This window comes from Cellvibrio fibrivorans, from assembly GCF_031457055.1.
GTDB classification, from domain to species: domain Bacteria; phylum Pseudomonadota; class Gammaproteobacteria; order Pseudomonadales; family Cellvibrionaceae; genus Cellvibrio; species Cellvibrio fibrivorans.
On record NZ_JAVDVX010000006.1, the window covers coordinates 118,066 to 143,592 of the forward strand.

General features: G+C 46.1%; 18 protein-coding genes. 10 read left to right on the forward strand and 8 right to left on the reverse strand.

Features of this window, described 5'->3' with window-relative positions; translation table 11 throughout:
* Positions 1 to 25: 25 nt before the first annotated feature.
* From J2X05_RS15910 to J2X05_RS15920, 3 genes are read left to right on the forward strand one after another with little or no spacing between them, the layout of a single operon-like run.
* Positions 26 to 1,276 carry an efflux RND transporter periplasmic adaptor subunit gene (locus J2X05_RS15910; protein ID WP_310074257.1) on the forward strand — a complete coding sequence of 417 codons (1,251 nt, stop codon included), beginning with the start codon at positions 26 to 28 and terminating at the stop codon, positions 1,274 to 1,276.
* Positions 1,277 to 1,308: 32 nt separating this feature from the next.
* Positions 1,309 to 1,992 (forward strand): ABC transporter ATP-binding protein, encoded by a 684-nt coding sequence (locus tag J2X05_RS15915; RefSeq protein WP_310074260.1) that lies wholly within the window; start codon positions 1,309 to 1,311, stop codon positions 1,990 to 1,992.
* A 24-nt stretch (positions 1,993 to 2,016) separates the two neighbouring features.
* Positions 2,017 to 4,515: an ABC transporter permease gene (locus tag J2X05_RS15920; RefSeq protein WP_310074263.1), complete on the forward strand. Its 2,499-nt coding sequence runs from the start codon at positions 2,017 to 2,019 to the stop codon at positions 4,513 to 4,515.
* 99 nt (positions 4,516 to 4,614) lie between these two features.
* On the opposite strand, the gene J2X05_RS15925 is transcribed toward J2X05_RS15920, so the two are convergent.
* Positions 4,615 to 5,718, reverse strand: coding sequence for a pectinesterase family protein (locus tag J2X05_RS15925; RefSeq protein WP_310074266.1), 1,104 nt, complete (start codon positions 5,716 to 5,718; stop codon positions 4,615 to 4,617).
* Positions 5,719 to 5,877: 159 nt separating this feature from the next.
* Positions 5,878 to 7,353 carry a mannitol dehydrogenase family protein gene (locus J2X05_RS15930; protein ID WP_310074269.1) on the reverse strand — a complete coding sequence of 492 codons (1,476 nt, stop codon included), beginning with the start codon at positions 7,351 to 7,353 and terminating at the stop codon, positions 5,878 to 5,880.
* 293 nt (positions 7,354 to 7,646) lie between these two features.
* Between J2X05_RS15930 and J2X05_RS15935 the strand changes: the two genes are divergently transcribed.
* Positions 7,647 to 8,588 (forward strand): sugar kinase, encoded by a 942-nt coding sequence (locus J2X05_RS15935; RefSeq protein WP_310074271.1) that lies wholly within the window; start codon positions 7,647 to 7,649, stop codon positions 8,586 to 8,588.
* A 166-nt stretch (positions 8,589 to 8,754) separates the two neighbouring features.
* On the opposite strand, the gene J2X05_RS15940 is transcribed toward J2X05_RS15935, so the two are convergent.
* The 5 genes from J2X05_RS15940 to J2X05_RS15960 all read right to left on the reverse strand — a co-directional run bounded on the left by J2X05_RS15940 (position 8,755) and on the right by J2X05_RS15960 (position 13,992).
* The gene (locus tag J2X05_RS15940; RefSeq protein ID WP_310074274.1) at positions 8,755 to 9,150 is read right to left on the reverse strand and encodes a VOC family protein; all 396 of its coding nucleotides are present in this window, start codon (positions 9,148 to 9,150) and stop codon (positions 8,755 to 8,757) included.
* Positions 9,151 to 9,248: 98 nt separating this feature from the next.
* Positions 9,249 to 10,655 (reverse strand): NAD(P)(+) transhydrogenase (Re/Si-specific) subunit beta, encoded by a 1,407-nt coding sequence (locus J2X05_RS15945; RefSeq protein ID WP_310074277.1) that lies wholly within the window; start codon positions 10,653 to 10,655, stop codon positions 9,249 to 9,251.
* Between the two features lie 2 nt (positions 10,656 to 10,657).
* On the reverse strand, positions 10,658 to 10,957 hold the full coding sequence (locus J2X05_RS15950) for a proton-translocating transhydrogenase family protein (RefSeq protein WP_310074280.1): 300 nt from the start codon (positions 10,955 to 10,957) through the stop codon (positions 10,658 to 10,660).
* A 13-nt stretch (positions 10,958 to 10,970) separates the two neighbouring features.
* Entirely contained in the window at positions 10,971 to 12,128 is a 1,158-nt protein-coding gene (locus tag J2X05_RS15955; RefSeq protein ID WP_310074283.1) for a Re/Si-specific NAD(P)(+) transhydrogenase subunit alpha, read from the reverse strand.
* A 343-nt stretch (positions 12,129 to 12,471) separates the two neighbouring features.
* Positions 12,472 to 13,992, reverse strand: coding sequence for a D-arabinonate dehydratase (locus J2X05_RS15960; protein ID WP_310074286.1), 1,521 nt, complete (start codon positions 13,990 to 13,992; stop codon positions 12,472 to 12,474).
* Between the two features lie 701 nt (positions 13,993 to 14,693).
* On the opposite strand from J2X05_RS15960, the gene J2X05_RS15965 reads away from it, so the two are divergent.
* The 6 genes from J2X05_RS15965 (at position 14,694) to J2X05_RS15990 (ending at position 25,064) form a co-directional block, all read left to right on the forward strand.
* Positions 14,694 to 16,157, forward strand: a complete 1,464-nt coding sequence (locus J2X05_RS15965) for a glycoside hydrolase family 28 protein (RefSeq protein WP_310074288.1) — start codon at positions 14,694 to 14,696, stop codon at positions 16,155 to 16,157.
* A 302-nt stretch (positions 16,158 to 16,459) separates the two neighbouring features.
* Positions 16,460 to 19,189, forward strand: a complete 2,730-nt coding sequence (locus J2X05_RS15970; protein ID WP_310074291.1) for a TonB-dependent receptor — start codon at positions 16,460 to 16,462, stop codon at positions 19,187 to 19,189.
* Between the two features lie 118 nt (positions 19,190 to 19,307).
* Positions 19,308 to 21,815: a DUF4861 family protein gene (locus J2X05_RS15975; RefSeq protein WP_310074294.1), complete on the forward strand. Its 2,508-nt coding sequence runs from the start codon at positions 19,308 to 19,310 to the stop codon at positions 21,813 to 21,815.
* A 114-nt stretch (positions 21,816 to 21,929) separates the two neighbouring features.
* Positions 21,930 to 22,769 (forward strand): 5-dehydro-4-deoxy-D-glucuronate isomerase, encoded by an 840-nt coding sequence (gene kduI / locus J2X05_RS15980; RefSeq protein ID WP_310074297.1) that lies wholly within the window; start codon positions 21,930 to 21,932, stop codon positions 22,767 to 22,769.
* 86 nt (positions 22,770 to 22,855) lie between these two features.
* The gene (locus tag J2X05_RS15985) at positions 22,856 to 23,650 is read left to right on the forward strand and encodes a gluconate 5-dehydrogenase (protein ID WP_310074301.1); all 795 of its coding nucleotides are present in this window, start codon (positions 22,856 to 22,858) and stop codon (positions 23,648 to 23,650) included.
* 145 nt (positions 23,651 to 23,795) lie between these two features.
* Positions 23,796 to 25,064, forward strand: a complete 1,269-nt coding sequence (locus tag J2X05_RS15990) for a mechanosensitive ion channel family protein (protein ID WP_310074306.1) — start codon at positions 23,796 to 23,798, stop codon at positions 25,062 to 25,064.
* Positions 25,065 to 25,104: 40 nt separating this feature from the next.
* On the opposite strand, the gene J2X05_RS15995 is transcribed toward J2X05_RS15990, so the two are convergent.
* The gene (locus J2X05_RS15995; RefSeq protein ID WP_310074308.1) at positions 25,105 to 25,524 is read right to left on the reverse strand and encodes a GNAT family N-acetyltransferase; all 420 of its coding nucleotides are present in this window, start codon (positions 25,522 to 25,524) and stop codon (positions 25,105 to 25,107) included.
* Positions 25,525 to 25,527: the final 3 nt, after the last annotated feature.

The window sequence follows — 25,527 nt, forward strand, 5'->3', positions numbered from 1 at the left end:
AGTTGATAAAAAGACCCCAATGACAATGGATAAACCCAGACAAATAAATTTTTGGCAGAAATGGCGCAAAGTAATCAGCGCACTCTTTCTGGTTACTGCGCTTGCCGCGCTCTGGGTGATGGCCGCGCCAAGCAGTGAGCGCACACTGCGTGTGGATGTAAAGGATTTGGTTATCGCGTCAGTTCAACAGGGAATTTTTGAAGATGTAATTCCACTGCGCGGCGAGGTGATGCCCTTCCGCACGCTTTATCTTGATGCGATTGAAGGCGGACGGGTAGAAAAAATCCATTTGGAAGATGGAGCAACGATTGAAGAGGGAGCGGCGATTGTGGATATCTCCAACACCCGCCTGCAATTGGAATCCATCACCCGCGAAGCGCAGGTAAGTGAGCAAATTAATTTATTGCAGACTCAGGAATTAAATCTGGCGCGCAACGATCTTGAACATAAGCGCAACTTGAATGATTTGGATCATCAAATAGCTATTGAGAGCCAACGATTGGCGCGAATGCGCCCGCTAATAAAACAGCAATTAATTTCCGCAGCAGAATTGAAAGAGACTGAAGATAATCTGGTCTATTTAAAAAAGCGCCAGCAATTAATCCGCGAAGCGCGCGAAGTAGACCAAGCCTTGCAAGCAGCGCAAATGAAGCAATTACGCGATTCAGTCACATCGCTCAATAACAACTTAACTTTTGCGCGCACCAATTTAGCAAGCCTCAATGTAAAGGCACCTATTGCTGGCCGCCTGACAGCATTTAATCTGGAGCCAGGGCAATCATTGATGCCCGGCGAACGTTTTGGCCAAATTGATGACCCGGATCATTTCAAGCTAATGGCACAGATGGACGAGTTTTATATGAACCGCACGCGAGTTGATCAAACCGCACTGGCAAAAGTGGATCAGCAAGAATTTCCATTGCGCATAAAAAAAATTTACCCGCAGGTCATTGATGGACAATTCCGTGTTGATTTGGTGTTTACCAGCGCGCAGCCTGCCAATATCAGCCGCGGTCAAACCTTGCAGTTACGCTTGCAAATGGGTGCTAATGAGCCAGCACAACTAATTCCCAATAATTCTTTTTTTCAGGATACGGGCGGACATTGGATTTTTGTTGTATCGGCCGATGGCAAGCGTGCCTATCGGCGCGATATAAAACTGGGGCGGCGCAATAGCCAGTTTATCGAAGTGCTTGCAGGCTTGAATATAAACGAGCGTGTCATTGTTAGCCCCTACACCACCTATAACGATATTGATTTCCTGAAAATTTACTAAACATTCAATATAAAAACAGCAAGGAGAAGAACATGATACGCCTTAACAATATTGACAAAATATTTCGCACTGAAGCGATAGAAACCAAAGCATTGGGGAATATCAGCCTGGAGATCAAACAAGGTGAGTTTGTTGCCATCATGGGGCCATCGGGTTGTGGAAAATCGACTCTGCTAAATATCCTGGGCATGTTAGACAACCCGGACCAAGGCGATTATTTTTTTAATGGCGATAATATTGCACGTCATTCCGAGTCAAAATTAAGTGAATTACGTAAACACAATATAGGTTTTATTTTCCAGAGCTTTAATCTAATCGATGAACTCAGTGTGTTTGAAAATATCGAGCTGGCGCTGCTCTACCACAAAATTCCCGCCGCCGAGCGCAGAGCACGTGTGCAAGCGGTTATCGAAAGAATGGAAATTGCCCACCGCGCGCAACACATGCCCAACCAACTCTCCGGCGGCCAGCAGCAGCGCGTTGCAGTTGCGCGCGCGCTGGTCGCCAACCCCAAATTAATTCTTGCCGACGAACCTACGGGAAATCTGGATTCTGTGCACGGCCAGGAAGTGATGCGCTTGCTCAAGACCTTAAACCAAGAAGGCGCCTCAGTGGTGATAGTCACTCACTCCAACGAACACGCCAGCTACGCCCAGCGCCGCATTAATTTGTTTGATGGGAAAATTGTTGCGCAAACTCAATTGGCTGCAGCTTGATAGGCCGGATAATAAGGATGGATTATGTTTAAGCATTATTTGATTATTGCATTGCGCAATCTTGTGAAGAACAAAATTAACAGTGCTATAAAAATTATTGGGCTGGGTTTGGGTTTGGCTGCAGTTCTGACGGTGACTATTGTTAACTACAGTGAACTAACTTGGGATTCATTTTGGAAGGATGCCGATCAGATTTATTTAGTGCGCAGCGAATCCCGAATTGGTAATCGGCAAAATATAATGGATGTAGTTAGCGAGGTTCATTATCCGAAACTGCGTACCAGCCTGAGCGAACAATTGTGGATGACGAAAATTGAGCCAAGCTCAACAGAAGTCAGCTTGGTTGAGACCAATAAATCCGTGCCGTTACCAAAGCCAATGCTCATCACGCAAGTTGACCCTGACTTTTTAGCAATTTTCCAACCAGATATATTAGCTGGAGACTTAAGTACTTTTTCCTTGAATCCCGATGCTGCCATTATTAGTCAAACCATTGCCAAGCAGATCTTTGGTAAAGAAAGTCCATTAGGAAAAGTCCTGGAATTTCGGTTGCCACCAACAATCGATCAACAAAAATCCGGCGAACAGCCTGCGCTACAACAGATACGTATTATCGCGGTAGTGGATATCGATAATTCTCGCAGTCATATTATTCCCTCTATCTTTTTTCCTCGCTTGCAGAATCCGCCTATTCTTACTGACCAAGGTTCTTATATGCGCGACACCTATGTGAAAGCGAAAAAAAGACTTGAAGCGAGCCACATAGAAACCCTCCTTAACAAAGCAGGCGAAGCTAGTTTTTCTAACGATGATGAAGAAAATAAATATAACCGCATCAAGTATTCACTGATGCCGATTGCCGAACGTCATATGAACGACAGTGCGAGTGATGGAAATCGCACGCGGGTCGTTATTCTGTCGCTATTGGGAATAATAATTTTGATTGTTGCTATAGGAAATTTTATTAGCCTTGGATTAGCAGGATATGTGGCACGACAAAAAGAAGTAGCACTGAGACGCATGCAGGGCGCGGGCATTGCGCAGCTGATAGCGCAATACTGGCTGGAAAATTTAGTGTATGTTGCTGCAGCTTTTCTATTGGCACTCATTCTGTGTGAGCTATTTCTGCCTCACATGGCCGGACTGCTGCAATTTCCCTTGGTGGACGGCATTTTTGTAAGCCCGCTATTAGCGTTCATTTGCGCAGCAATGGTGTTGCTAATATCGCTTTTAATCGCTTGCTATCCCGCCATTTATTTTTCCAAAATGAACCCAGCAATTATTCTGCGTGCGAATCGTTCAACCGAAACGCCTGCTTCGATCATTACCCGAAAAGTGTTGTTATTGGTGCAATTTATAGCGTTAGTATCGCTGGTGATTGGCCTTGCGGCTATTCACATCCAACTGAAATTGATCAATCAATATCAGCCGGGCTACAAAACAAAAGGGACTGTTATGTTTATCGGGCAGGGCAACGTCAGCCTCAACAAAATTCAGCGCGAAACTCTGAAACAACAATTAAATAAAATGCCCGGCTTCATTGCGGCAGCATCACCCGTAGGCGATATTCCCGGTCGCAATGAGCATACTATGAATATCAGTACCAAAGTTGACGATGAGCTGAGTGAGCACACCGTTATTTATGATTGGTTAAGTGATGAAGATTATTTCGATGCCTATGGCATAGCATTAATTGCCGGAACAAAAGAAAACATTATAACCAGCCTGAATAAAACCTTCTCAAGGGATCAGAAACGCCCTTCAATGGAAGCCATCCTGTGCCGCGCAACAGCTACTGCACTGGGATTTGCATCACCTCAAGAAGCTTTAGGTCAAACCATTGAAGTGTTCAAACAGCCGGGAATGCCCCAAGCACCTTCGGCGAAAATTATTGGCGTGGTTGAAAATGTTCATATTGGCAATCACAAAAAAGCGCCCATGGATTGCATGTATATGACACTTAACACTATCGGCGTGAATGGCCTGCCATTGGCGGTGAGTTTTGACCGTGAACTGAGCGAGCAAGAAATTAATAGTATTAAAACACTCTGGGATGCAGTAGCTGGCGCACCACCGCACCATTGGTTATTCGCCAATTCACTCCGTGACCGCTACCGCAATGAAAAACGCTTGCAATTATTTATGTCAGGTTTTGTGCTAGTGGCGTTGATGATCGGGCTTTTGGGAATCTATGGAATCACCGCACTCAATACACAAAAACGCGCACGTGAAATTGCGCTACGTAAATTGCACGGCGCCAGACAATGGCAAATTATTCGCTTGTTAAACCGCGATTTTTCCTTGATAGCCATACTTGCCAATTTGATTGCTTGGCCGATTGCACTTTATGCAGTTAGCGGTTGGTTGGAGAATTTTCATCAACACTTTTCTTTGGTGTTGTGGCTACCAGTATTCTGCATTGCTGCACTGGCGGTTTCATTATTAGTAGTGTGGGTTACTGTTACACTCCACTCGCTCAACATTGGCCACTTGCGTCCGATCGAAGTGCTGCGCGATGAATAAATTCCTAAACCAATAAGGGGCGACCATAGCCATCCCTCAGCCCCGCGTTGACAGGAAGTCTTGACCCTACCATTTTTGTGGTGGGGTCTTTTTTATTATTTACTCCGGCTGCCAATCCCCTAATATTTTTTCACGCGTATAATTTTTTACTTCTTCACCACTTAATTGACGACGTTTGCTATTAACCACTGCGCCTGGGCCACTGCTGTTGTACTCAAAGAAACGTGCGTCTTCCGGCAAGAAGGGAATTTTGGTTCCGTCTTTTGCGGTGCCATTCATGGAATACCAACCATCGAGGGTAATGTGGGAATCCATCCAGGTATTAATAAATACTGCTTTGCCAATTGCGTTAGGGTCGGCGTAGCGGCCATCGGCAAATTGGGTGGTGGGGTGCCAGGGGCGGCCGAGCGGGACGGAATTATCGGGAGCTGCTTCGGTGCGGGTGAGTTTGCAATCGATAAAAGTTAACCCGAATTCATCGGCAATTTGTGTTGACGGTGCTAATACATAACCGTGCGGATCATTGGGCTTGCCGCGCCCGAGCGTGCGGATTTCGGAATCAGTAAACAGTGCATTGCCTTTACCGAAAATAAAATCGACATTGCCAGCTATAAAGCTTTTATCAAACCAGCTGCGGCCGGAATTTACGAACAAGGTATCTTGATAACCTAATAAGCGGACATCGCGTGCTAAAAATTTGTCGCTGCCTGCATCCAAAAATAATGCAACTGCTTGGCTGTTGGCTATGCGTTTTACATCATTATTTGCCAGTGCATCATTGCTTAAAAAATCAAAGGTATTTTCGATAGTCAGTTGGTGCACTTGGATGTTGGTTGCACGGATGGTAACTGTTGCCGAGCCAGGTGTGCCCCAGGTTTTCCCCTCTGCATAAGTTTTTCCGGCATAGGCATTGTAATAAATGCGAGCTGTATTTGCGCTTTCGCCCAGCAACCGGATATTGGGTTTAGTGACATTAAGTTTTTCGTAGTAATCACCAGCGGCGATAAATATGGTGTAGGGCACCGGAGAGTTGATGGGTGCAGCATCGAGTGCAGCCTGGATACTGGTAAAACTGTTGGCCGCAGGTTTGGCGGCCTGGCTCACCAGTGCATTGTATGTGGACTTGGGTTGATTGGTGCAGCCGGAGATAATGAATGTTGCGAGGATAATGCAATAGGTTTGAAACAACAGGCGAGCGATCATTAATTAATCTCCGCTTAGTCAGAATTTGTAAATGATTTTAGTGTATACGCTCCCAAGCAGAGATGGGAGTAAAGGATAAGCAGGGAGTCGTCATCCTCGCGAAGCGGGGATCCATTTTAAAAGCTGGATACCCGCGCGCGGGTATGACGACAGTAGGTGTTAATTAAATGCATCCTGTACCGATGCTAATACACCTTTAGCGTAAAAGCGCTCCAACCACTGTGTGGTCGTTTCAACAAAACGCGTTTCATTAATTAAATCAGCACCAAATACTTTTTGTATTCCGACTACCGCCTTTACCATGCCCGCAGGATTACTTTGATTGGCATCGCAAGCCGCGCGCAATTCTTTAGCGAGTGGATCTGATACTTCAATGACCGCACCTTTTTCATCAACACCTGATACATAGCGAATCCAGGCGGCAACACCCAAGCACAAAATATCGATATGGCCATTACCCGCTAATTGTTCGCGCAGGGTTTCCAATAACCGCTGTGGTAATTTTTGCGAACCATCCATTGCGATTTGCCAGGTGCGGTGCTTCAAGGCCTTATTAGAGAAACGTTCGCGCAATTGTTGTTTGTATGCATCGATATCAAAACCCGCTGGCGCGACAACAGTTTCACCCGCCTCGCGCGCCATATAGGTTTTTACCAGATTGACGAACGCTGGTTGCTCCATAACTTCGCTGATGTATTGGAAGCCGGAAAGATAACCTGTGTAGGCCATGGTGGAGTGCGCACCGTTTAATAAACGCAATTTGATTTTCTCAAACACGCGCACGTCTTCAACTAACAACACACCGACCTTGTCCCACTCTGGGCGGCCATCGGCAAATTTATCTTCTACTACCCATTGCGTAAAAGGTTCGCATACCACCATTCCTTCATCGCGCACTCCCATACGAGCTTCAATATCGCGACGGTCATCCTCGGTTGTTGCTGGCACAATACGGTCAATCATGGTGCAAGGGAAAGTAGCGTTTGCTTTTATCCAGGCGGAAAATTCCGGTGAAATTTTTTGGGCAAATTGGGTAACGACTTTTTCCAATACTTCGCCGTTGTTGGGCAGGTTATCGCAGCTGAGTAGCGTAAATGCTTTTTGATTATTATCGAAACGATGTTTTAATGCGGCGACAAGAAAACCAATGGCAGAAGCCGGTGCATCCAGATGTTCAAGGTCGTGAATAATATCGGGGTGAGCGAGATTTAAATTACCGGTTGCCGGATCGTGGCAGTAACCTTTTTCGGTAATGGTCAGCGAGACAATTTTTATATTGCTGGCGGCCATCTGTGCAACCAATGCTGCAGGGTTTTCCGGCCCCACAAGCGTATCAAGCACAGCGCCAATAATTTGTAATTTTTCACCTTCCCCGGAGCGTTCAACCAAGGTGTAGAGGCAATCCTGTGGTACTAATTGATCGCGCACACTTGCTGAACGTAGACTGCTACCGATGATTCCCCAATTGCCACCAAATTTATTCAATGCCGCCTCGGTATAAAATGCCTGGTGAGCGCGATGAAATGCACCTATGCCCAAGTGCACAATGCCCGGCTTTAATGCGCTGCGATCATAGCTGGGCAGAATAATATCTTTCGGTAAGTCAGCAATTACATTTTTGTTTAAACGATTCATTAGAAAAATCCAGAAAGGTTGATTGCGCCAACATCAGGCACACAAATATTTATAACGAAAAAATTTGATTTTCAGTCATCCATTGAATTCACCGCGACTGCGGAATAATGATTAAAACAACCTTATTCATCTTGTCGATTTTGTACAGTATATCGATTTGCAATCCATAATTTTCTATTTTTAACGGCTTAAGAGTGCTATATTTTGGTTTTATTTTTTTACTACAAAAACACAGTGTTTTCGGCAAAATAAAACATCATTTAACGCTTTTAATAACTCCTGGAATTACTTAAATGGCACACATAGCAGCGATTGGCGAAGTCATGGTGGAGCTGGCTCCATTCCCCACTGCCGACAGCAATGGCCGTGAAACAATGGCCTTATCTTTTGCGGGCGACACCTATAACACCTCGGTGTATATGGCGCGCCTTGGTTTAAAAACCGATTACGTTACCCAACTCGGTGAAGATCCTTACAGTGAACAAATTATGCAACGTATGGCCAATGAAAAAATTGGCACCGGCATGATTAAACAACTTCCCGGTCGCTCACCCGGTCTATACATCATTCGCAACACCCCTGATGGCGAGCGCGAATTTTTCTACTGGCGCAAAGAGGCACCGGCACGCGAGCTGTTTTCATCACAAGAAGCTGCTGATCAACTTTGTCAAAAACTGGTTCACTGCAATTGCGTTTATCTGAGCGGAATTACACTGGCGATTATCGGCGAGAAATCGCGCGAGTTTTTGTACAACAGTTTGCACAAGTTGCGCCAGCAAGATGTGATAGTTGCATTCGATAGCAACTATCGCCCGCGTTTATGGCGCGATAAATTTGAAGCGCAACAGGCAATGCTGTCGATTATGCAATATACCGATATCGCTCTCCTGACACTCGACGATGAACAACTGCTCTGGGGCGACGACAGCGTTGAAGGCTGCAAGCAGCGCTACGCCGCATTTAATCTCGGCGAGCTGGTATTAAAGCGAGGCGCTGACGATGCGATTATTATCACGCCCGATGCAGAAATCCGCGTTCCTGTTCCACCGGTGCAAGGTGTAATTGATACTACCGGTGCAGGCGATACCTTTAATGCCGGTTATTTAGCCGGGCGCTTGATGAATAAATCACTCGAAGATTCTGCCAAGCAAGGTATTCGCTGCGCAGGCATTATCATTCGCCACCGCGGTGCGATTATTGATAAGGCTATTTTTGATAAAGAACTTGGCGCTTAGGCCGCACTCTGCAAAATTGCACACTACCAGTTTGTCGTTAATGTTTCTGTTTCAAAACACTTGAGCCATGGATGGCGAATGTGAGCCCCATGGATGGGTTTATGCGTTTTTGAAACAGAAGCATTAACGGCAAACGTATTCGAAGCACAAAAAAACTTTTATAAATCTACTGCTGACAGCGCAACATTTTATTACCGCGCTTACACAACTGAATTGCCAATCCCCATGGGTCACGCATCATCACCAGATGTGAACCATCTTTGATATGCACCTCTTCCGCAAAACTTGCACCAACCGCTTCCAGTTCAGTACGTTTCTCTATCGGGTTTTCACACACAAACGCTAAATGCACCAAGAGCGGATTCATATTCGCGTAATCAGGCACCTGATCGGGCGGGTTATTGTAAATTTCCAACATTACATCGCCACTGTCGTCCCCCAGAAAATGCGTATTAGCACCACCATCCTGTTTGCGCACAATGGTTAAACCCATATGTGCCACATACCAAGCCGCCATAGCGATGGGATCTTTTACGTTAATGGCAAAATGTTCAATTTTCATAAAAGTATCTATTTGAATAAACAATTTTTGCTGAAGCCCTAAAAAGGAGTGCCTGATCTTAAACTTAAGAAGAGGCACTCAGTAGGAGCTCCATACACTTACGCAATATTTTTTACTATCGTTTCCACCATTTTTTTGGCATCGCCAAACAACATCATGGTGTTATCTTTGTAAAAAAGTTCGTTTTCCACACCCGAATAACCAGAGGCCATAGAGCGCTTCACAAATAACACAGTGCGCGCTTTTTCCACTTCCAAAATTGGCATACCGAAAATCGGACTTTGCGGATTGGTTTTTGCAGCGGGGTTGGTTACATCGTTGGCGCCGATCACAAAAGCCACATCGGCAGTTTGGAATTCGTTGTTGATATCATCCAACTCAAATACTTCGTCATAGGGCACATTCGCTTCAGCGAGCAACACATTCATATGCCCTGGCATACGACCGGCAACCGGATGAATCGCGTAGCTAATTTTTACTCCGGCTTTTTTCAATTCTTCACACATTTCACGCAGCGCATGTTGCGCCTGGGCAACTGCCATACCGTAACCGGGGACAATTATTACTGAACCGGCGTTCTTCATAATAAATGCAGCATCTTCTGCACTGCCGCGCTTTACCGGACGCTCTTCCTGATCACCAGCTGCCGCAGCCGCAGAAGTATCTGCGCCAAAACCACCGAGAATCACATTAAAGAACGAACGATTCATGCCTTTGCACATAATATAGGAGAGAATCGCGCCTGACGAGCCGACTAGTGCACCAGTTACAATCAATGCGTCATTATGCAATGTGAAACCAATACCCGCCGCCGCCCATCCTGAGTAAGAGTTGAGCATGGAAACTACCACCGGCATATCGGCCCCACCAATAGGAATAATCAGCAGCACACCAATCACAAACGCCAGTGCCGTCATCCCCCAGAAAACCCAGGGCGATTGATCAACACAAAAATATCCAATCAATCCGAGAATTGCGGCACCAAGAATGGCATTAATAAAATGCTGCCCACCAAACACAATCGGCTTGCCCGATACCAAACCTTGCAGCTTGGTAAACGCGATAACAGAACCAGAAAAAGTAATTGCACCTATGACGACACCCAAGCCCATTTCAATCCGGCTGGCGATATAAATTTCGCCCGCTGCATTTAAAATTCCAAACGCCGCCGGATTACTAAACGCTGCACCCGCAACCAATACCGCCGCCATACCTACAAGACTGTGAAATGCAGCAACCAATTGCGGCATTGCCGTCATTGCTATCTTGCGCGCGATAAAAATGCCAATGACTGCGCCAATCGCCAACGCCGATAAAATCCAACCATACGATGTTACTGCGGGACTTAACACGGTAGTGATCACCGCGGTCAGCATACCCAACATGCCAAACAAATTGCCTTTACGCGATGACTCGGGCGATGACAAACCGCGCAATGCCATAATGAACAACACCGCTGCGACCAGGTACGCAAGCGAGGTTAAACTTTCATTGAGAGACGACATAATTATTTCTCTCCCACTTTATTTTTCTTTTTATACATGGCGAGCATGCGATGGGTGACAGTAAAGCCGCCAAAAATATTAATCGATGCCAAGACCATGGCGCAAAAGCCGAGCACTTTGGATAAGCTCATGCCTTCTGGGCCAACGGCAATTAATGCGCCGACAATAATCACGCTCGAAATGGCATTGGTTACCGCCATAAGCGGCGTATGCAATGCAGGGGTTACACTCCACACAACGTAGTAGCCAACGAAAATGGCCAATACAAAAATGGATAACTGCGAAACAAAATTGGTTTCCATAATCAACTCCCGATTAAGCGGCGCTGGCCGGTTTGAAATTAGGATGAACGATGGAGCCATCGCGCGTAAGCACGGTGGCGGAGATAATTTCATCCTGCCAATTCACACTGAATTGTTTATCGGCATTCATCATCGGGGTTAAAAAATTCAACACGTTTTTGGCGTAGAGTGCGCTGGCATCAGCTGACAACCGGCTTGGAATATTGAACAGACCAATAATCGTTACGCCGTTCACTTCAACTACTTCACCCGGCTTGGTCAGCGTGCAATTGCCGCCTTGCTCAGCAGCGAGATCCACAATGACTGAGCCGGGGCGCATGCTGTGCACCATATCGTCATTAATCAAGGTCGGCGCTTTGCGGCCGGGAATTAATGCGGTGCAAATGGCGATATCTTGTTTCTTTAAGGTTTCAGCAACCAACTCTGCCTGGCGGCGCTTGTAGTCATCGCTCATCTCTTTGGCGTAGCCACCAGCGGTTTCAGCATTTTTAACTTCTTCGCTTTCCACCATCACAAATTTTCCGCCGAGGCTTTCGACCTGTTCTTTAGATGCGGCGCGCACATCGGTTGCCGATACAATTGCGCCCAAACGTTTTGCCGTTGCGATCGCCTGTAAACCCGCAACTCCGGCGCCGAGCACCATCACGCGTGCGGGAGCAATAGTGCCTGCCGCCGTCATCATCATCGGCATTGCGCGGTCATACACATTGATCGCTTCCAATACGGCGCGATAGCCGGCCAAGTTGGATTGTGAACTTAATACATCCATCGACTGCGCGCGCGTAATACGCGGCACAAATTCGAGCGTCATGGTGGTGATGCCTGCATCGGCGTATTGCGCAATGGCCGCAGAATCGGAATAGGGCGATAGCATTGCAATTAATACTGCACCGCGCTTTATCGGCGCCAGTTCGTTCACGTCACCCTCACCAGCTAAAAGGGGACGTTGGACTTTTAAGACGATATCCGCAGAGCCCAATAAACCTGCAAGATCATCGCTGAGTGTTGCGCCCGCTTCTTGATAGGATTCATTGGTAATTCGGCTGGCGATACCGGCATCTTTTTCGATCGCAACCTCAAAGCCCAATGCAATGAATTTTTTTACGGTATCGGGTGTTGCGGCAACGCGGCGCTCATGCGCGCGCCTTTCTTTTGGAATAACGATTTTCATTTTTTTGTCGCCCTCTGTAATAGTGGCAAATTTTTGGCACTAGCTATTTTTTGCTAATAAAAAGTCGCATCAATGTTTTCATCAATGTGAATGGAGCTGCCGTAATTTGCTTTCTAGTGAATTTCTTTTTATATGACTTGGCTCTCACCAAGTTTTTGGACGGGCCAATTCTTTGACTGGCCTCGGTTTGTTTTTTATATTCGTTAGATCGTGGATGGCTTATGAACTCCGTTATTTATTCTGAGACACGCCGTAAATACATCCATGTAGGCTCATCTTCGCCATCCATGGCTCAGACGGTCTCAGAATAAATAACAAAGTCCATGGCGCGGCGAGATCAAAGTTAAACCACCGCACCAATTTTCCACGGAATAAATTCATTATCGCCATAGCCGAGCAATTCACTTTTGGTTGGCTTGCCGGAAGCAACTGCCAGAATTTCTTCAAAAATTTCCTGGCCGGATTCCTCCAAGCTGATTTCACCATCGGACACTTTGCCGCAGTTCAAATCCATATCCTCTTGCATGTGGTTATAGATTTTACTGTTGGTCGCCAATTTAATACTCGGCGCCGGTTTGCAGCCAAAGGCAGAACCACGACCGGTGGTGAAACACAAAATTTGCGCACCCGATGCAACCTGACCGGTGGCAGATACCGGGTCGTAACCCGGGCTATCCATAAATACAAAACCTTTGGTGGTAATGTCTTCACCGTAGAGAAAAACATCGCGCAAATTGGTTGAGCCACTTTTTGCTTGCGCACCGAGGGATTTTTCAATAATCGTGGTGAGTCCGCCAGCCTTATTGCCCGGCGATGGATTATTGTTTAATTCAAAATCATTGCGCGCGGTGTAATCTTCCCACCAGCTGATACGATCCAATAGTTTTTGCGCGACCTCAGGCGATTCAGCGCGGCGCGTCAACAAATGTTCCGCACCAAAAATTTCCGGCGTCTCCGACAAAATCACTGTGCCGCCGTGACGCACGAGAATATCACCCGCAATACCGAGTGCAGGGTTCGCAGTTACACCGGAGAGCGCATCGGAACCGCCGCATTGCAGACCAATAATCAATTCACTCGCGGGAACAGTTTCGCGCTGACATTCATTTACCAGCGGCAACATGGCGCGCAGGGTTTCGATACCTTTTTCAATTGCGAGGCGAGTGCCGCCCACATCTTGAATTGTATAGGCAGTAAAGGTTTTGGAATTGGAGAGGCCACACTCTTCCATCACCCGTTGAATCTGCATGGTTTCGCAGCCGAGGCCAACCATCATCACACCGCCAAAATTCGGGTGGCGCGCGTAGCCATTAAAGGTGCGACGCAGGGTTTCATAACCATCGCCGTCGGAGCGCATACCGCAACCGCTGTCATGGGTCATGGCGACGACGCCGTCGATATGCGGATAGTTTTCCAATTCGCCGGAGTAGGTGAAGTGCTGGGCAATAGCCTTGGCCACAGTCGCGGAGCAATTCACGGTAGTGAGGATGCCAACATAATTGCGCGTACCAACCTTACCGTTGATACGCCTGTAACCTTGGAAGGTTGCGCGCTTATCGGCAGGGACAAATTCGGTGGGCTTGGCTTCTTCACAAAAACCATAGTCTTTTTCCAGATCGCCCATGACACAGTTGTGCACATGGACATGCTCGCCCGCCGGAATATCCTGGCTGGCAAAGCCGATGGTCTGGCCGTATTTAAGAATGGCGTCGCCTTTGGCGATGTTGCGCACAGCAACTTTATGCATGGCGGGGATGTCACGCAGGAGGGTGACATCTTTTTCTGCAAATAAAACACCAGCGGGGAGTGATACTTTACAAATACCGACGTTATCACTGTCATGCAAAACGATAATGCTGCTCACGCTGATCTCTCTCTCGATTCGTTAACCGATAAATGGATTTATGCCGTTTGCCGCTATCTCTTAAAGAGTGTAGTTCGCTACGCCAATTACTCCTCATAGGCGCGCTGATTTAGGCGCACTTTTCTCTCCCTGGAAACTGTCCCGAAAAAAAAGGCGCCTTGCGGCGCCTCAAAATCGGCAATGGTATTCGGTCAATACCGGGATCAAATCTACCCCTGAATTTTCACCTCGGCAACAGCCCCAAAACCCTGAAAATAGCGAATGTAACCGATTTCATCTGCATCGAAAGATCAATTTAGCCTGTTACACAAAATCATCTTGTCTTATAAGTGAAGAAAACCATTAATTTCGCGACAAATTAGGACAAATATTCTTTTCATTAAATCAATTATTTTTTAAATAATTTTTATCGATACACGCATGAAAACGTTTACAAATCAATGATTGATTAAATGTAAACGTATACATTTGATAATGTGGGAAAAAAATACTCAGAATTTGATTTTTTAGGTGTTTTTTTGGAGCACAGGTTGATTTTATCCAACATGACATACAGAATGATTTTCACTCTATATGAGGATGTGTATCTTCTTGGCAGTAACAGATGGCAGTAAGTCATCAATCCCCAGCCAAGAGATCACATCTATTAGCTAATTAAGAAAAAGCTACATCAGTGGCAGACAACATGAGAGCTAACACCGGTGACAGATTTTTGCCTATTACAGCCAAGCCGCCGTGCCTTTATTAGAAACACTCTCAACAGTGTGGTGAGCTGCTGTGCGCTGGGCACGCTCGCAGGTTGTGCCAGTTCCCGAACATCGACCACGATAGCTACCAAGGCAACTGACGCCTGGACCCAAGCAGAACAGATTCGCACGCAAGTACGCGCTCCAGAATTTCCTGACCGCATCTTTGATGTACGCGACTTTGGCGCCAAGGGTGATAGCGCGCATGACAACTCCAAAGCCTTTGCCGCTGCAATAACTGCCTGCCATAAAGCGGGGGGCGGAAAAGTGTTGGTCACCCAAGGCAAATACCTTTGCGGCGCCATCCACCTGTTATCCAATGTAAACCTGCATATCACCAAAGACGCGACCATCGCTTTTATTACTGATCCCAACGCTTACTTACCGGCGGTATTCACCCGCTGGGAAGGTATGGAGATCATGGGCTACTCGCCGCTGATTTACGCCTATGGTCAAACCAACATCGCCGTCACTGGCGCAGGCACTGTCGATGGCCAAGCTAATCGCACCACATGGTGGCCGTGGAAAGGTAGCAATTTCAGCAGCGTTGATTGGGGTATTGCCGGCGTGCCAACCCAGACTGAAGCCCGCAATAAATTAATGCAGGACATGGAAAATAATGTTCCCGTTGCAGAGCGTATTTATGCTGAGGGCTCTTATCTTCGCCCGGTGTTTATCCAGCCCTACAACTGCACCAACGTATTAATAGAAGGCATCACCATCACCAACGCACCCTTCTGGTTGCTCAATCCGGTGCTGTGCGAAAACGTCACTATCGATGCAGTAACCTTTGCCAGCATAGGGCCAAACTCCGACGGTTGTGATCCTGAATCCTGCAAAAATGTGGTGATCAAAAATTGTTTTTTTGATACAGGAGATGATTGCATCGCGATTAAATCGGGACGTAATGCCGACGGTCGTCGTTTAAAAACGCCTTCAGAAAATATCCTGATCAGCAATTGCAAAATGCGCAACGGTCACGGCGGCGTAGTTATTGGCAGCGAAATTTCTGGCGGCGTACGCAATGTGTTTGTGGAAAATTGCGAAATGAGCAGCCCGGAGTTGGAGCGCGGTATTCGCGTTAAAACCAATTCGGTGCGCGGCGGCCTGATCGAGAACCTCTTTGTGCGCAACGTGACGATTGGCGAAGTGCAAACAGCCATTGTGATCGACTTTGATTATGAAGAAGGCGACGCTGGAAAATTTACACCGACAGTGCGCAATATCGATATACGTAATCTTATCTGCCAAAAAGCCAAGCAGGTTTTCCAAGTGCGCGGTTATGCGCGCTCGCCCATCCAAAATTTGCATCTCACCAACTGCCACTTCAAAGAAGTTGATGCCATTGGTGTATTGGAGAAATTGGATAATTTTGCCGCCACCAATGTCACTATCAAAGGCGTTGAATTTACGATTTGATAAAGAAAGCAATTTCTTTACATCAAAATGGGCTTTATTTTTTTATTGATACAGCAAATTGAAATATAAACAGGATTAATGATAGCTAAGTCATGCGACCACCATGACACTTGATATATATCGACTAAGCTCAAAAAGTCGATTACACAGGTTACAAATTACAACGGATTTGTCGCTTCAATTATGCAAAAAATCTGTGAAGTTTGTGAAAACGTGTTTGTCTCCGCATTGTTATTGCGATGACCAGCACCAGCTCCGCTAGCTCAAATGTAATTAATCACAATAAAAGATGGGGAATAGCTATGAGAATGTTCAAACTTAATCCACTCGTATTAGCCATGGCAGCCTGCACACTGCCAATGAGTGTTTACGCGCAAGACTCAGGCGACGGCACTGTTGAGGAAGTTGTTGTAACCGGCAGCTTCCGCGATAGTTTGCAGAACGCAATGAATATCAAAAAGAATCAAAACGGCTTTGTCGATGCGATTGTTGCATCGGATATCGCTGAATTTCCCGATAACAACCTTGCAGAATCTTTGCAACGTGTACCCGGTGTTGCAATTTCCCGCTCCGGTGGCGAAGGGCGCAATATTACCGTACGTGGTCTTGGCCCGGGATTCACTACTGTGCGCCTGAATGGCATGGAAACTATTTCTACAACAGGCGGCACCGACGCTGTCGGCGGTAACAACCGTGGTCGCGGCTTTGACTTTAATACCTTCTCATCTGATTTGTTCAGCTCATTAACCGTGCGTAAAACCAACTCCGCCGAAGTGCAAGAGGGTTCTTTGGGCGCAACTGTAGACCTCAAGGCTGCTCAACCATTTGATTACGATGATTTTGTGCTCACAGCATCAGGATCATTGGGCTATAACGATCTCTCTGAAGAAAGTGATCCGGGTGCCGCATTTCTTGTTAGTAATATTTTTGCCGACGGTAAATTTGGTGCGCTTTTTTCTCTCTCTTATTCTGAACGTAGTGTGCAAGACGAAGGTTCGAGTACTGTCCGCTGGACTAATGCATCTGCGCAAAGCTTCGGAAAATATAAAGGCGCAACAATCACTCCAACTAATGAAATAAATACCGCATTTCGTCCACGTATTCCTCGTTACGATTCCTACCAGCATGAAATGGAGCGTTTAGGTTCAAGTTTGTCGCTGCAATTCCGCCCTACTGATTCCACCGAAATTAGTCTTGATGGGCTCTGGGCGAAATTTGATGCAAACCGCCAGGAAGTGTTTATGCAGGGTTCACTCAACCCTGGTGCAAACGCAACCAGTAACGTACTCGACTATGCTATCGAAGGTAATACACTCGTATATGCTGATATTGAAGGTGCTCGCCTACTTTCTGAAAATCGTTATGACGAAATGTCTACCGATTTTTCGCAAGGCACTATTACTCTGAAGCAAGACTTCACCGATACATTCCGCCTCAAAGCAATGCTAGGTAGCACTAAATCGGATTACGATAACCCGATTCAAAATACCTTGTTGATGCAAGCAAACAACCAACGCTTTACTTACGACTATCGCGATTACAGCAGCCCTGTGTTGACTTTCGGCACTGCGGCGTACAACAAAGCATCTTGGACTGCCACAGGTGTACGTCAACGCCCACAGACAACGGTAAATGAAAACGATGCCGCAACTGTTGCATTTGAGTACGACGTTAGCGATAGCATCAAACTGAAAATTGGCACTGATTATAAAGATTTCAGTTTCAGCACTGATCAATATGCTTACGCCTCTGAAGGTGCAAATGGCGTTAACATCCAATCCAATCCTGATTTTATTACTGAATATGATTCTGGGCTTGGCGATGATCAGCCTTGGTTAATCCCAAACCGCGCGCTGATTATGGAATCCTACAATCTATTTGATCTGGCCTTGGTTCCAAACTATGGCAGCAACTATGAAGTAGGTGAAGAAACAACCGGCGTATTTGCGCAAATCGATTTTAATTTTGAAATTGGTTCAGTGCCTGTAAGTGGTGATATTGGTGTACGTCGTTTTGAAACCGATCAAACATCCAGTGGCTGGCTCAATGGCACGCTGGCTAGTCGCTCTTACGTTACTGTTGAACACAATTATTCAGACACGCTGCCTGCACTCAATATAAAAGTTGAACCAATGGAAGACGTTGTACTTCGCGCAAGTTACTCGGAAGGTATTTCACGTGCAGGCCTTGGTTCAATTGTTCCTGCTGTTAGTGTGGGCGTTGCCGGTACCAACCTGAATATTTCTGGTGCAAACCCTCTGCTTGAACCAACCAAAGCAAAAAGCTATGACTTGGGTGCTGAGTGGTATTTTGGTGAAGGCAGTTTGGTTAGCGTAACGTTGTTCAAGAAAGAAATTGAAAGCCATATCCAAACCTTACGCTCTACTCCAATCTATACTGAAACTGGTTTACCAACTGAAGCTGCTGTGAACGCATGTAATACTCAAGGCGCCTCACTGGGCGGTTATGGTTCTAACTGTAATGAAAACCTACCCTGGAACTACTCAGCACCTGCAAATGGCCCAGGTGGTGATTTGGATGGTTATGAAATCAGTTATCAACAGCCGTTTACTTTCCTACCTGGATTCTTAAGCAACTTCGGTTTTATTGGTTCCTATACAAGTGTCGATTCAGACCTCGACTATTTAAGCGCTGCATCAGACATCACAAATGGCAACCTGATTGTTCAGGCAACCAAACCATTGGTGAACCTATCTGATGAAACAACTAGTGCAACGCTTTATTGGGAAAATGATGTATTTAGTGGCCGTGTTTCGTTAGCGAGCCGTAGCGGTTATTTGACTACCCCAATTGGGCGCGATGGCAACGATGAAGAAGGCACAAATGAAACTACCAACGTGGATGCCTCTTTTGGCTATCAATTCAACGACAGCTTAAAGTTCACTTTCGAAGCGCTTAACTTAACTGACGAAGTGGATGACCAATGGGTTGGTTCGGAAGACAATCAACGTCTGTCTTACTACCACAACACCGGCATCCAATATAACTTGGGTGTTCAGTACAAATACTGATGAATGTTTGATCGTCATTTTGTGAAAAGTGTGTAAAACAAAAAGGGATGCCAGCTTGCTGGCATCCCTGTTTGATTATTAGTGCGTGACTTTTATTGAACGACAAGAGGTGTGCAGCGTGAGTGTATTGTTTAAAAGCAGAGTGATTTATGGTGGTATTTTTCTGGCAGCATTAACTGGTTGCTCACCCGAAAAAACCGACGAACAACAAGCTACTGCTACAACACCTGTTGCGCAACCCGTTACTGTCAACCATCAATTGGCAACGGCAGAAATTACCAATGCCAATAATTTTGCATTGCAGCAAGAAGCCATTTATTTTCCTTTTTATGATTTAGGTATCACAGCTGATAATGCCGCTGTTAACCATCTCAATATTTTAGCCGGTAACGTCGCACAACCATCACAAACCGTCGATACCGATGGCGACGGCACTCTCGATGGCTTGTTGCTAGCTGCTGATTTTAATCCAGCAGAAATAAAATCCTTCACTATTTCCAGCGATCCTGTCATCGCCAAACCGGCGCTGAGAAAACAAACCCAGGCGGAAATTTCGATTAAAGAAGGCGGAGAGTGGAAAGGTAAAGAATATATCGGCGGCACCTTTAAAAATGTGCAAAGCGTAACGCCACCACCGCAATACACCGATCACTCCTACTGGATTCGCTACGAAGGCCCTGGTATTGAATCGGATAAAGTTGCCTACCGTGTGTATCTCGATTGGCGCAATGGTTTTGATATCTTCGGTAAAAAAACCAGCGATGTGGTTTTACAAAAAGTAGGTCTGGACGGTTATGACTCCTATCACTTAAATGCTGATTGGGGAGTGGACGTTTTAAAAGTCGGTAAATCGCTCGGCATGGGCGGTTTTGGTTTCTGGAATGGAAAAAGTGTTGATCTGGTTTCGCTCGTGGATACACGCGATGCGATTATCACCAACAATGGTAATCTCTATTCCGGTTTCAAAATCAATTACAACGGCTGGCAAATCAACAATCAAAAAGTGGATTTGGGTGCGCATTTTTCTATGAATGCTGGCAGTCGCTTGGTCAATGTCAAACTCAAATCCAGTCAACAATTACCTAACCTCGCAATTGGTTTAGTAAAACATAAAGGCACCACGCTTATTGAAGGAAACCAGAATATTAGCGGTTACGCCTGGACTTATGTGGCAAGCTGGGGCAAACAAAGTTTAAGTGGCGAGAATGATCATTTGGGTATGGCGGTTATTTTCCGCCGCGATGATCGCGCTGAACAAACCACCGATGAAAATTCTTATGTATCGGTGATGAAAGATAAAGGTGGCGAACTGGAATATTATTTCCTCGCAGCCTGGGAACACGAATTGGATGGCATCAAAACCGAAGCGGATTTTAAAGCCTATCTCGACCGCGAAGTGGGGCGCTTGACCAAAGCACCGCGTGTGCGTTTTGAATCAACACTCAGTGCTGATGCGAAGAAAAATCCGGTTGATGCAGAAGCGGCATTGAAATGGGCTAAAGGTTTGGCGGATTCAGAATTGGAACGCAAAACCCTGAACTATCACTATCAAGGTTGGGATGAATACCGCAAGCGCCCCGGCAAATTTGAATACGATGTGGTGGGCATGCAAATTCATGCACTGCAAGAATTGGACAGCATCAGCCCTAATCCCGCCTATCAAAAAGCATTGGAAACGGTAACGGGTAGTTATATCCGCGACGACGGCCATATTCACACGTTTGAACCGGATCTATTCAGTATCGATTTAACCAAACCAGGTCAAATGGTCATTCTGCTGGAGCAGCGCACCAAGCAAGAAAAATATCGCAAAGCGGTAGATTTTTTGCGGGAAAATTTAAAGCGTCATCCACGTACCAGCGAAGGCGCATTCTGGCATCGTGCAACCTACCCCAATCAGTTGTGGCTCGACGGTGTTTACATGGGCATGCCCTTTCTCGCGCAATACGCATCGCTCTATGAAACCGGCGAACAACAACATGAAAGTTTTAAAGAAGCAGTGCATGAATTTGTGATTGCACGTAATCAATTGCGCGATCCGCAAACTGGTTTGTATTTCCACGCATGGGATGAATCAAAACAAGCTCTGTGGGCAGATAAAGAACATGGCCGTGCATCGCAATTTTGGGCACGCGGCATTGGCTGGTATGCGATGGCCTTGGTAGATGTGTTGGATTTTATTCCAGAATCAGAAACTGAACTGCGCAAAACCTTAATCGATATCAGCGTGGAATTAGCGGCCGATATTTTGCGTTACCAAGATGCTGAGACAAGTACCTGGTGGCAAATTATCGACAAGCCCGGCGCCATCGCCAACTATCGCGAATCAACCGCTAGTGCTATGTTCACCTATTTTTATATCAAGGGCGTTAACAAAGGTTACTTGCCGGAATTCTATCGCGACGTTGCGATAAAAAGTTACCAAGGCATGATCAATGAATTTGTGACTGTGCATGCCGATGGAAAAGTTAGCATGAATGATCAATGCTTGGTTGCCGGTTTAGGTTTCGGCCGCGACGGCAGCTACGACTATTACATGACCGAGCGCATTGTCTCTAATGATGCAAAAGGCAACACCCCGTTTATTCTGGCGGGTGTGGAAATGTATAAATTACTTAAAAAATAATAATGCTCCGCATAGCCAGTGTTAATTTTTCACTGGCTTGCGTACACAACACCGTTTAGTTATCAACCATGAATGCCGTTTTGCAATGGCCTAGCCGAAAACAGAAGGTTTATTATGAAAGTCCTTGAAGAGCGTTTTGCCGTCCACCTCGACGACTACAAACACTACGACACCGAAAAATTGCGCAAACACTTTTTAGTAGAAAGCATTTTTGTCGCCGATGAAGTGCAATTCACTTACACCCATTACGAGCGTTTGATGGTAGGCGGAGTTATGCCGGTTAATAAATCCGTGCAACTGGAAACCTACGACCAACTGAAAATGGAATTCTTTTTGGATCGTCGCGAGCTAGGTGCAATTAACATTGGTGGCAGCGGTAAGGTGTCGGTTGATGGAGAAATCTATGAAATCGGCAATAAAGAGGCGCTCTACATTGGCCGCGGCGCAAAAGAAGTCTTTTTTAGCAGCGATGATGCAAACAATCCCGCCAAGTTTTATTTGAACTCCACACCTGCTCATACGAGCCATCCGACTAAGAAAGTAAACAAGGAAAACAGTAAAGTACTGCATATGGGCGCCGGCGACACTTGTAACGAGCGCGACATTTATCAATTGATGATTAGCACCGTGCTCGATACTTGCCAATTGCAAATGGGCATGACCGAATTAAAACCCGGCAGCATCTGGAACACCATGCCAATGCATACCCACAGCCGCCGGATGGAAGCTTATTTTTATTTCAACATCCCCGACACTCATGCGGTGTGCCATTTTATGGGCCCAGCGAATGAAACTCGTCATATTTGGGTGGGCAATGAGCAAGCCGTAGTATCGCCGCCATGGTCAATGCACTCAGGTGTCGGCACCGCCAACTACACCTTTATTTGGGGCATGGCAGGCGAGAATATGGACTACACCGATATGGATTTCCATAAGCCGAGCGAATTGAAATAACGATTTTTTATTCGTAGCCCGTATGGAGCCTAGCGAAATATGGGAGGAATTCCAAATAACAAATCTTTCTCGATAGAGATACAAACATGAATCACCCACTCTTTGATTTAACCGGAAAAATTGCACTGGTCACCGGCGCGACCCATGGCTTGGGCATGGCCATGGCCAGCGGCCTCGCAAGCGCAGGCGCCACATTAATTATCAACGGCAACTCTTCACAAGAAAAAATCGACATCGCGGTAAACGAATATCGCGAAAAAGGTTTTAAAGCCTTTGGTTACAAATTTAATGTGACTGATGAAGCACAAGTTATAGCCGCTGTCGATCAAATCGAAAAAGACCACGGCCCAATCGATATTCTGGTGAACAACGCTGGCATCATCAAACGCACACCTTTATTAGAAATGACTCTGGAAGATTTTGAAGAAGTGATCAAAATCGATTTGACCGGTGTATTTACCATGACCCGCCCCATCGCACGCAAAATGGTTGAGCGTCGCCAGGGAAAAATTATTAACATCTGTTCGATGATGAGCGAACTTGGCCGCAATTCTGTCGGCGCTTACGCAGCCGCAAAAGGCGGTTTGAAAATGCTCACTAAAAACATGGCCACCGAGTGGGCAAAATACAATGTGCAAGTCAACGGCATTGGCCCCGGCTATTTCGCCACCAGCCAAACCGAAGCCATTCGCATAGACGGCCATCCGTTCAATGATTTCATCATTAACCGCACCCCCGCAGGCAAATGGGGCGATCCAGATGATTTGCAAGGCGCAACGATTTTCCTTGCTTCGAAAGCTAGTGATTTTGTGACCGGGCAAATTGTGTATGTGGATGGTGGGATATTGGCCACGATTGGCAAGCCGAACAATGAGGCGTGATTGACTAACATTCCCTTGCATCCAAACCCAGCCTCGTGCTGGGTTTTTTTATGGCTGCCGGTTAGTTAGCGGCGTGATGACTGATATTTTTTATGCTCTGTTATACTCCGGCGACCGCACTATCCACACCGCAAGAGGAACCACCATGCAGCTTGGAGAAACACTGAAAGCGCACATTGTACAGTGGCTTAAAACCAATAACTGGGAATACAGTGAATGGGCTTACGCGCTGATAGTGGCGGGAATTTTTTTAGTGACGGCGCTGGTGCTGCATTTTTTACTGCACTCAGTAATCTTACGCTGGTTTAAACGCAGTGCGCATAAATCACAAATCCCCTGGAGCCTGGCGCTCTACCAACACAAGTTACTCAGCCGCATTGCATTGGTGTTTCAGGGTTTTGTGTTTTTGGTGCAGGCGCGCATTTGGCTACCCAAAGATTCTGACATATTTAGCCTGGTGAGTACGGTTGCACATTTGTGGATTTTGTTTTACTTGCTCTTATCACTCTTTTCGCTGCTGAATTTTCTGGAAGATATTTTTCGGCCTGCTAGTCAAAAACGGAATTTACCTATCCGTGGAATTTTTCAAAGTGTCAAACTGATTGCAGCACTTATCGCAATTATTTTTTCACTCTCGCTATTAATCGGCAAATCGCCAGTTTTATTATTCAGCGGTTTAGGCGCAATGACCGCAGTGCTACTGTTGGTATTCAAGGACACCATTCTCGGATTTGTCGCAGGCATTCAGCTTTCTGCGAATGAAATGCTGGCAGTGGGCGATTGGCTGGAGATGCCTAAATTTGGCGCCGACGGCGAAGTAATTGACATCAGCCTGACGACAGTGAAGGTTCGCAACTGGGATAACACCATTACCACGATTCCTGCCTATGCATTGATTTCCGATTCGTTTAAAAATTGGCGCGGCATGACCGAATCGGGCGGACGACGGATTAAACGTGCCATTCATATTGATGCTACCAGCGTAACATTTTTGCAGCCGGAGGATATCAAACGTTTGCGTCGCGCTGCGTTACTCAGCGATTACATCGAGCGAAAACTTACCGAGATAGAAATTGAAAATAATCAAACCAAGATCGATTTAAGCTCGCCTGTGAACGGCCGCCGCTTGACTAACCTTGGGACATTTCGCGCGTATTTGCGCATGTATTTGAAGCAGCACAAATCCATTCATCCCAACATGTCGCAAATCGTGCGCCAACTTGCACCAGATGCGAACGGCATCCCGCTGGAGATTTATGCATTTTCGAATGACACTGGCTGGGCTAATTACGAGGCAATCCAAGCGGATATTTTTGATCACATTTTTGCCATAGTGCCAGAATTTGGTTTGCGGGTTTATCAAGCACCCTCAGGCTACGATATGCAGAATATGGGTGCGCGCACTGATACATAGATTTATCTTAAATCGATAGATGATTGCTCAGGATAATTTATTACAGATTCAACGAAAAATATTTAGCTTCGAATTTCATTCCCATGTTGATATAAAACCGGTGTGCATCAATTCTTTGCACGCCGGATACCAACCGCACCTGAATACAGTTGTGTTCGCGTGCGTAGTTTGCAACCCAATCAAACAATGCGGCGCCATAACCCTTCGATCGTTCTGTCGCCGTTGTAATCAGATCGTCTATTTCCAGATATTTACCCGTGTATAGCCATTCTGCAATACGAACTCCCGCCACCGCTTTAATGCCGTTATCATCCAGATAAGCCAACTCATAGCCATGAGTCTTGCGCATTCGCTCAACAAGTGCCATGAAAGCGTCAAGTGACAGGTGTGAGCGCAGTTCAGACATGACTGCAAAACATGCGATTTTTTCTTCGGGTGTGTTTGCTAATTGAATTTGCATAAA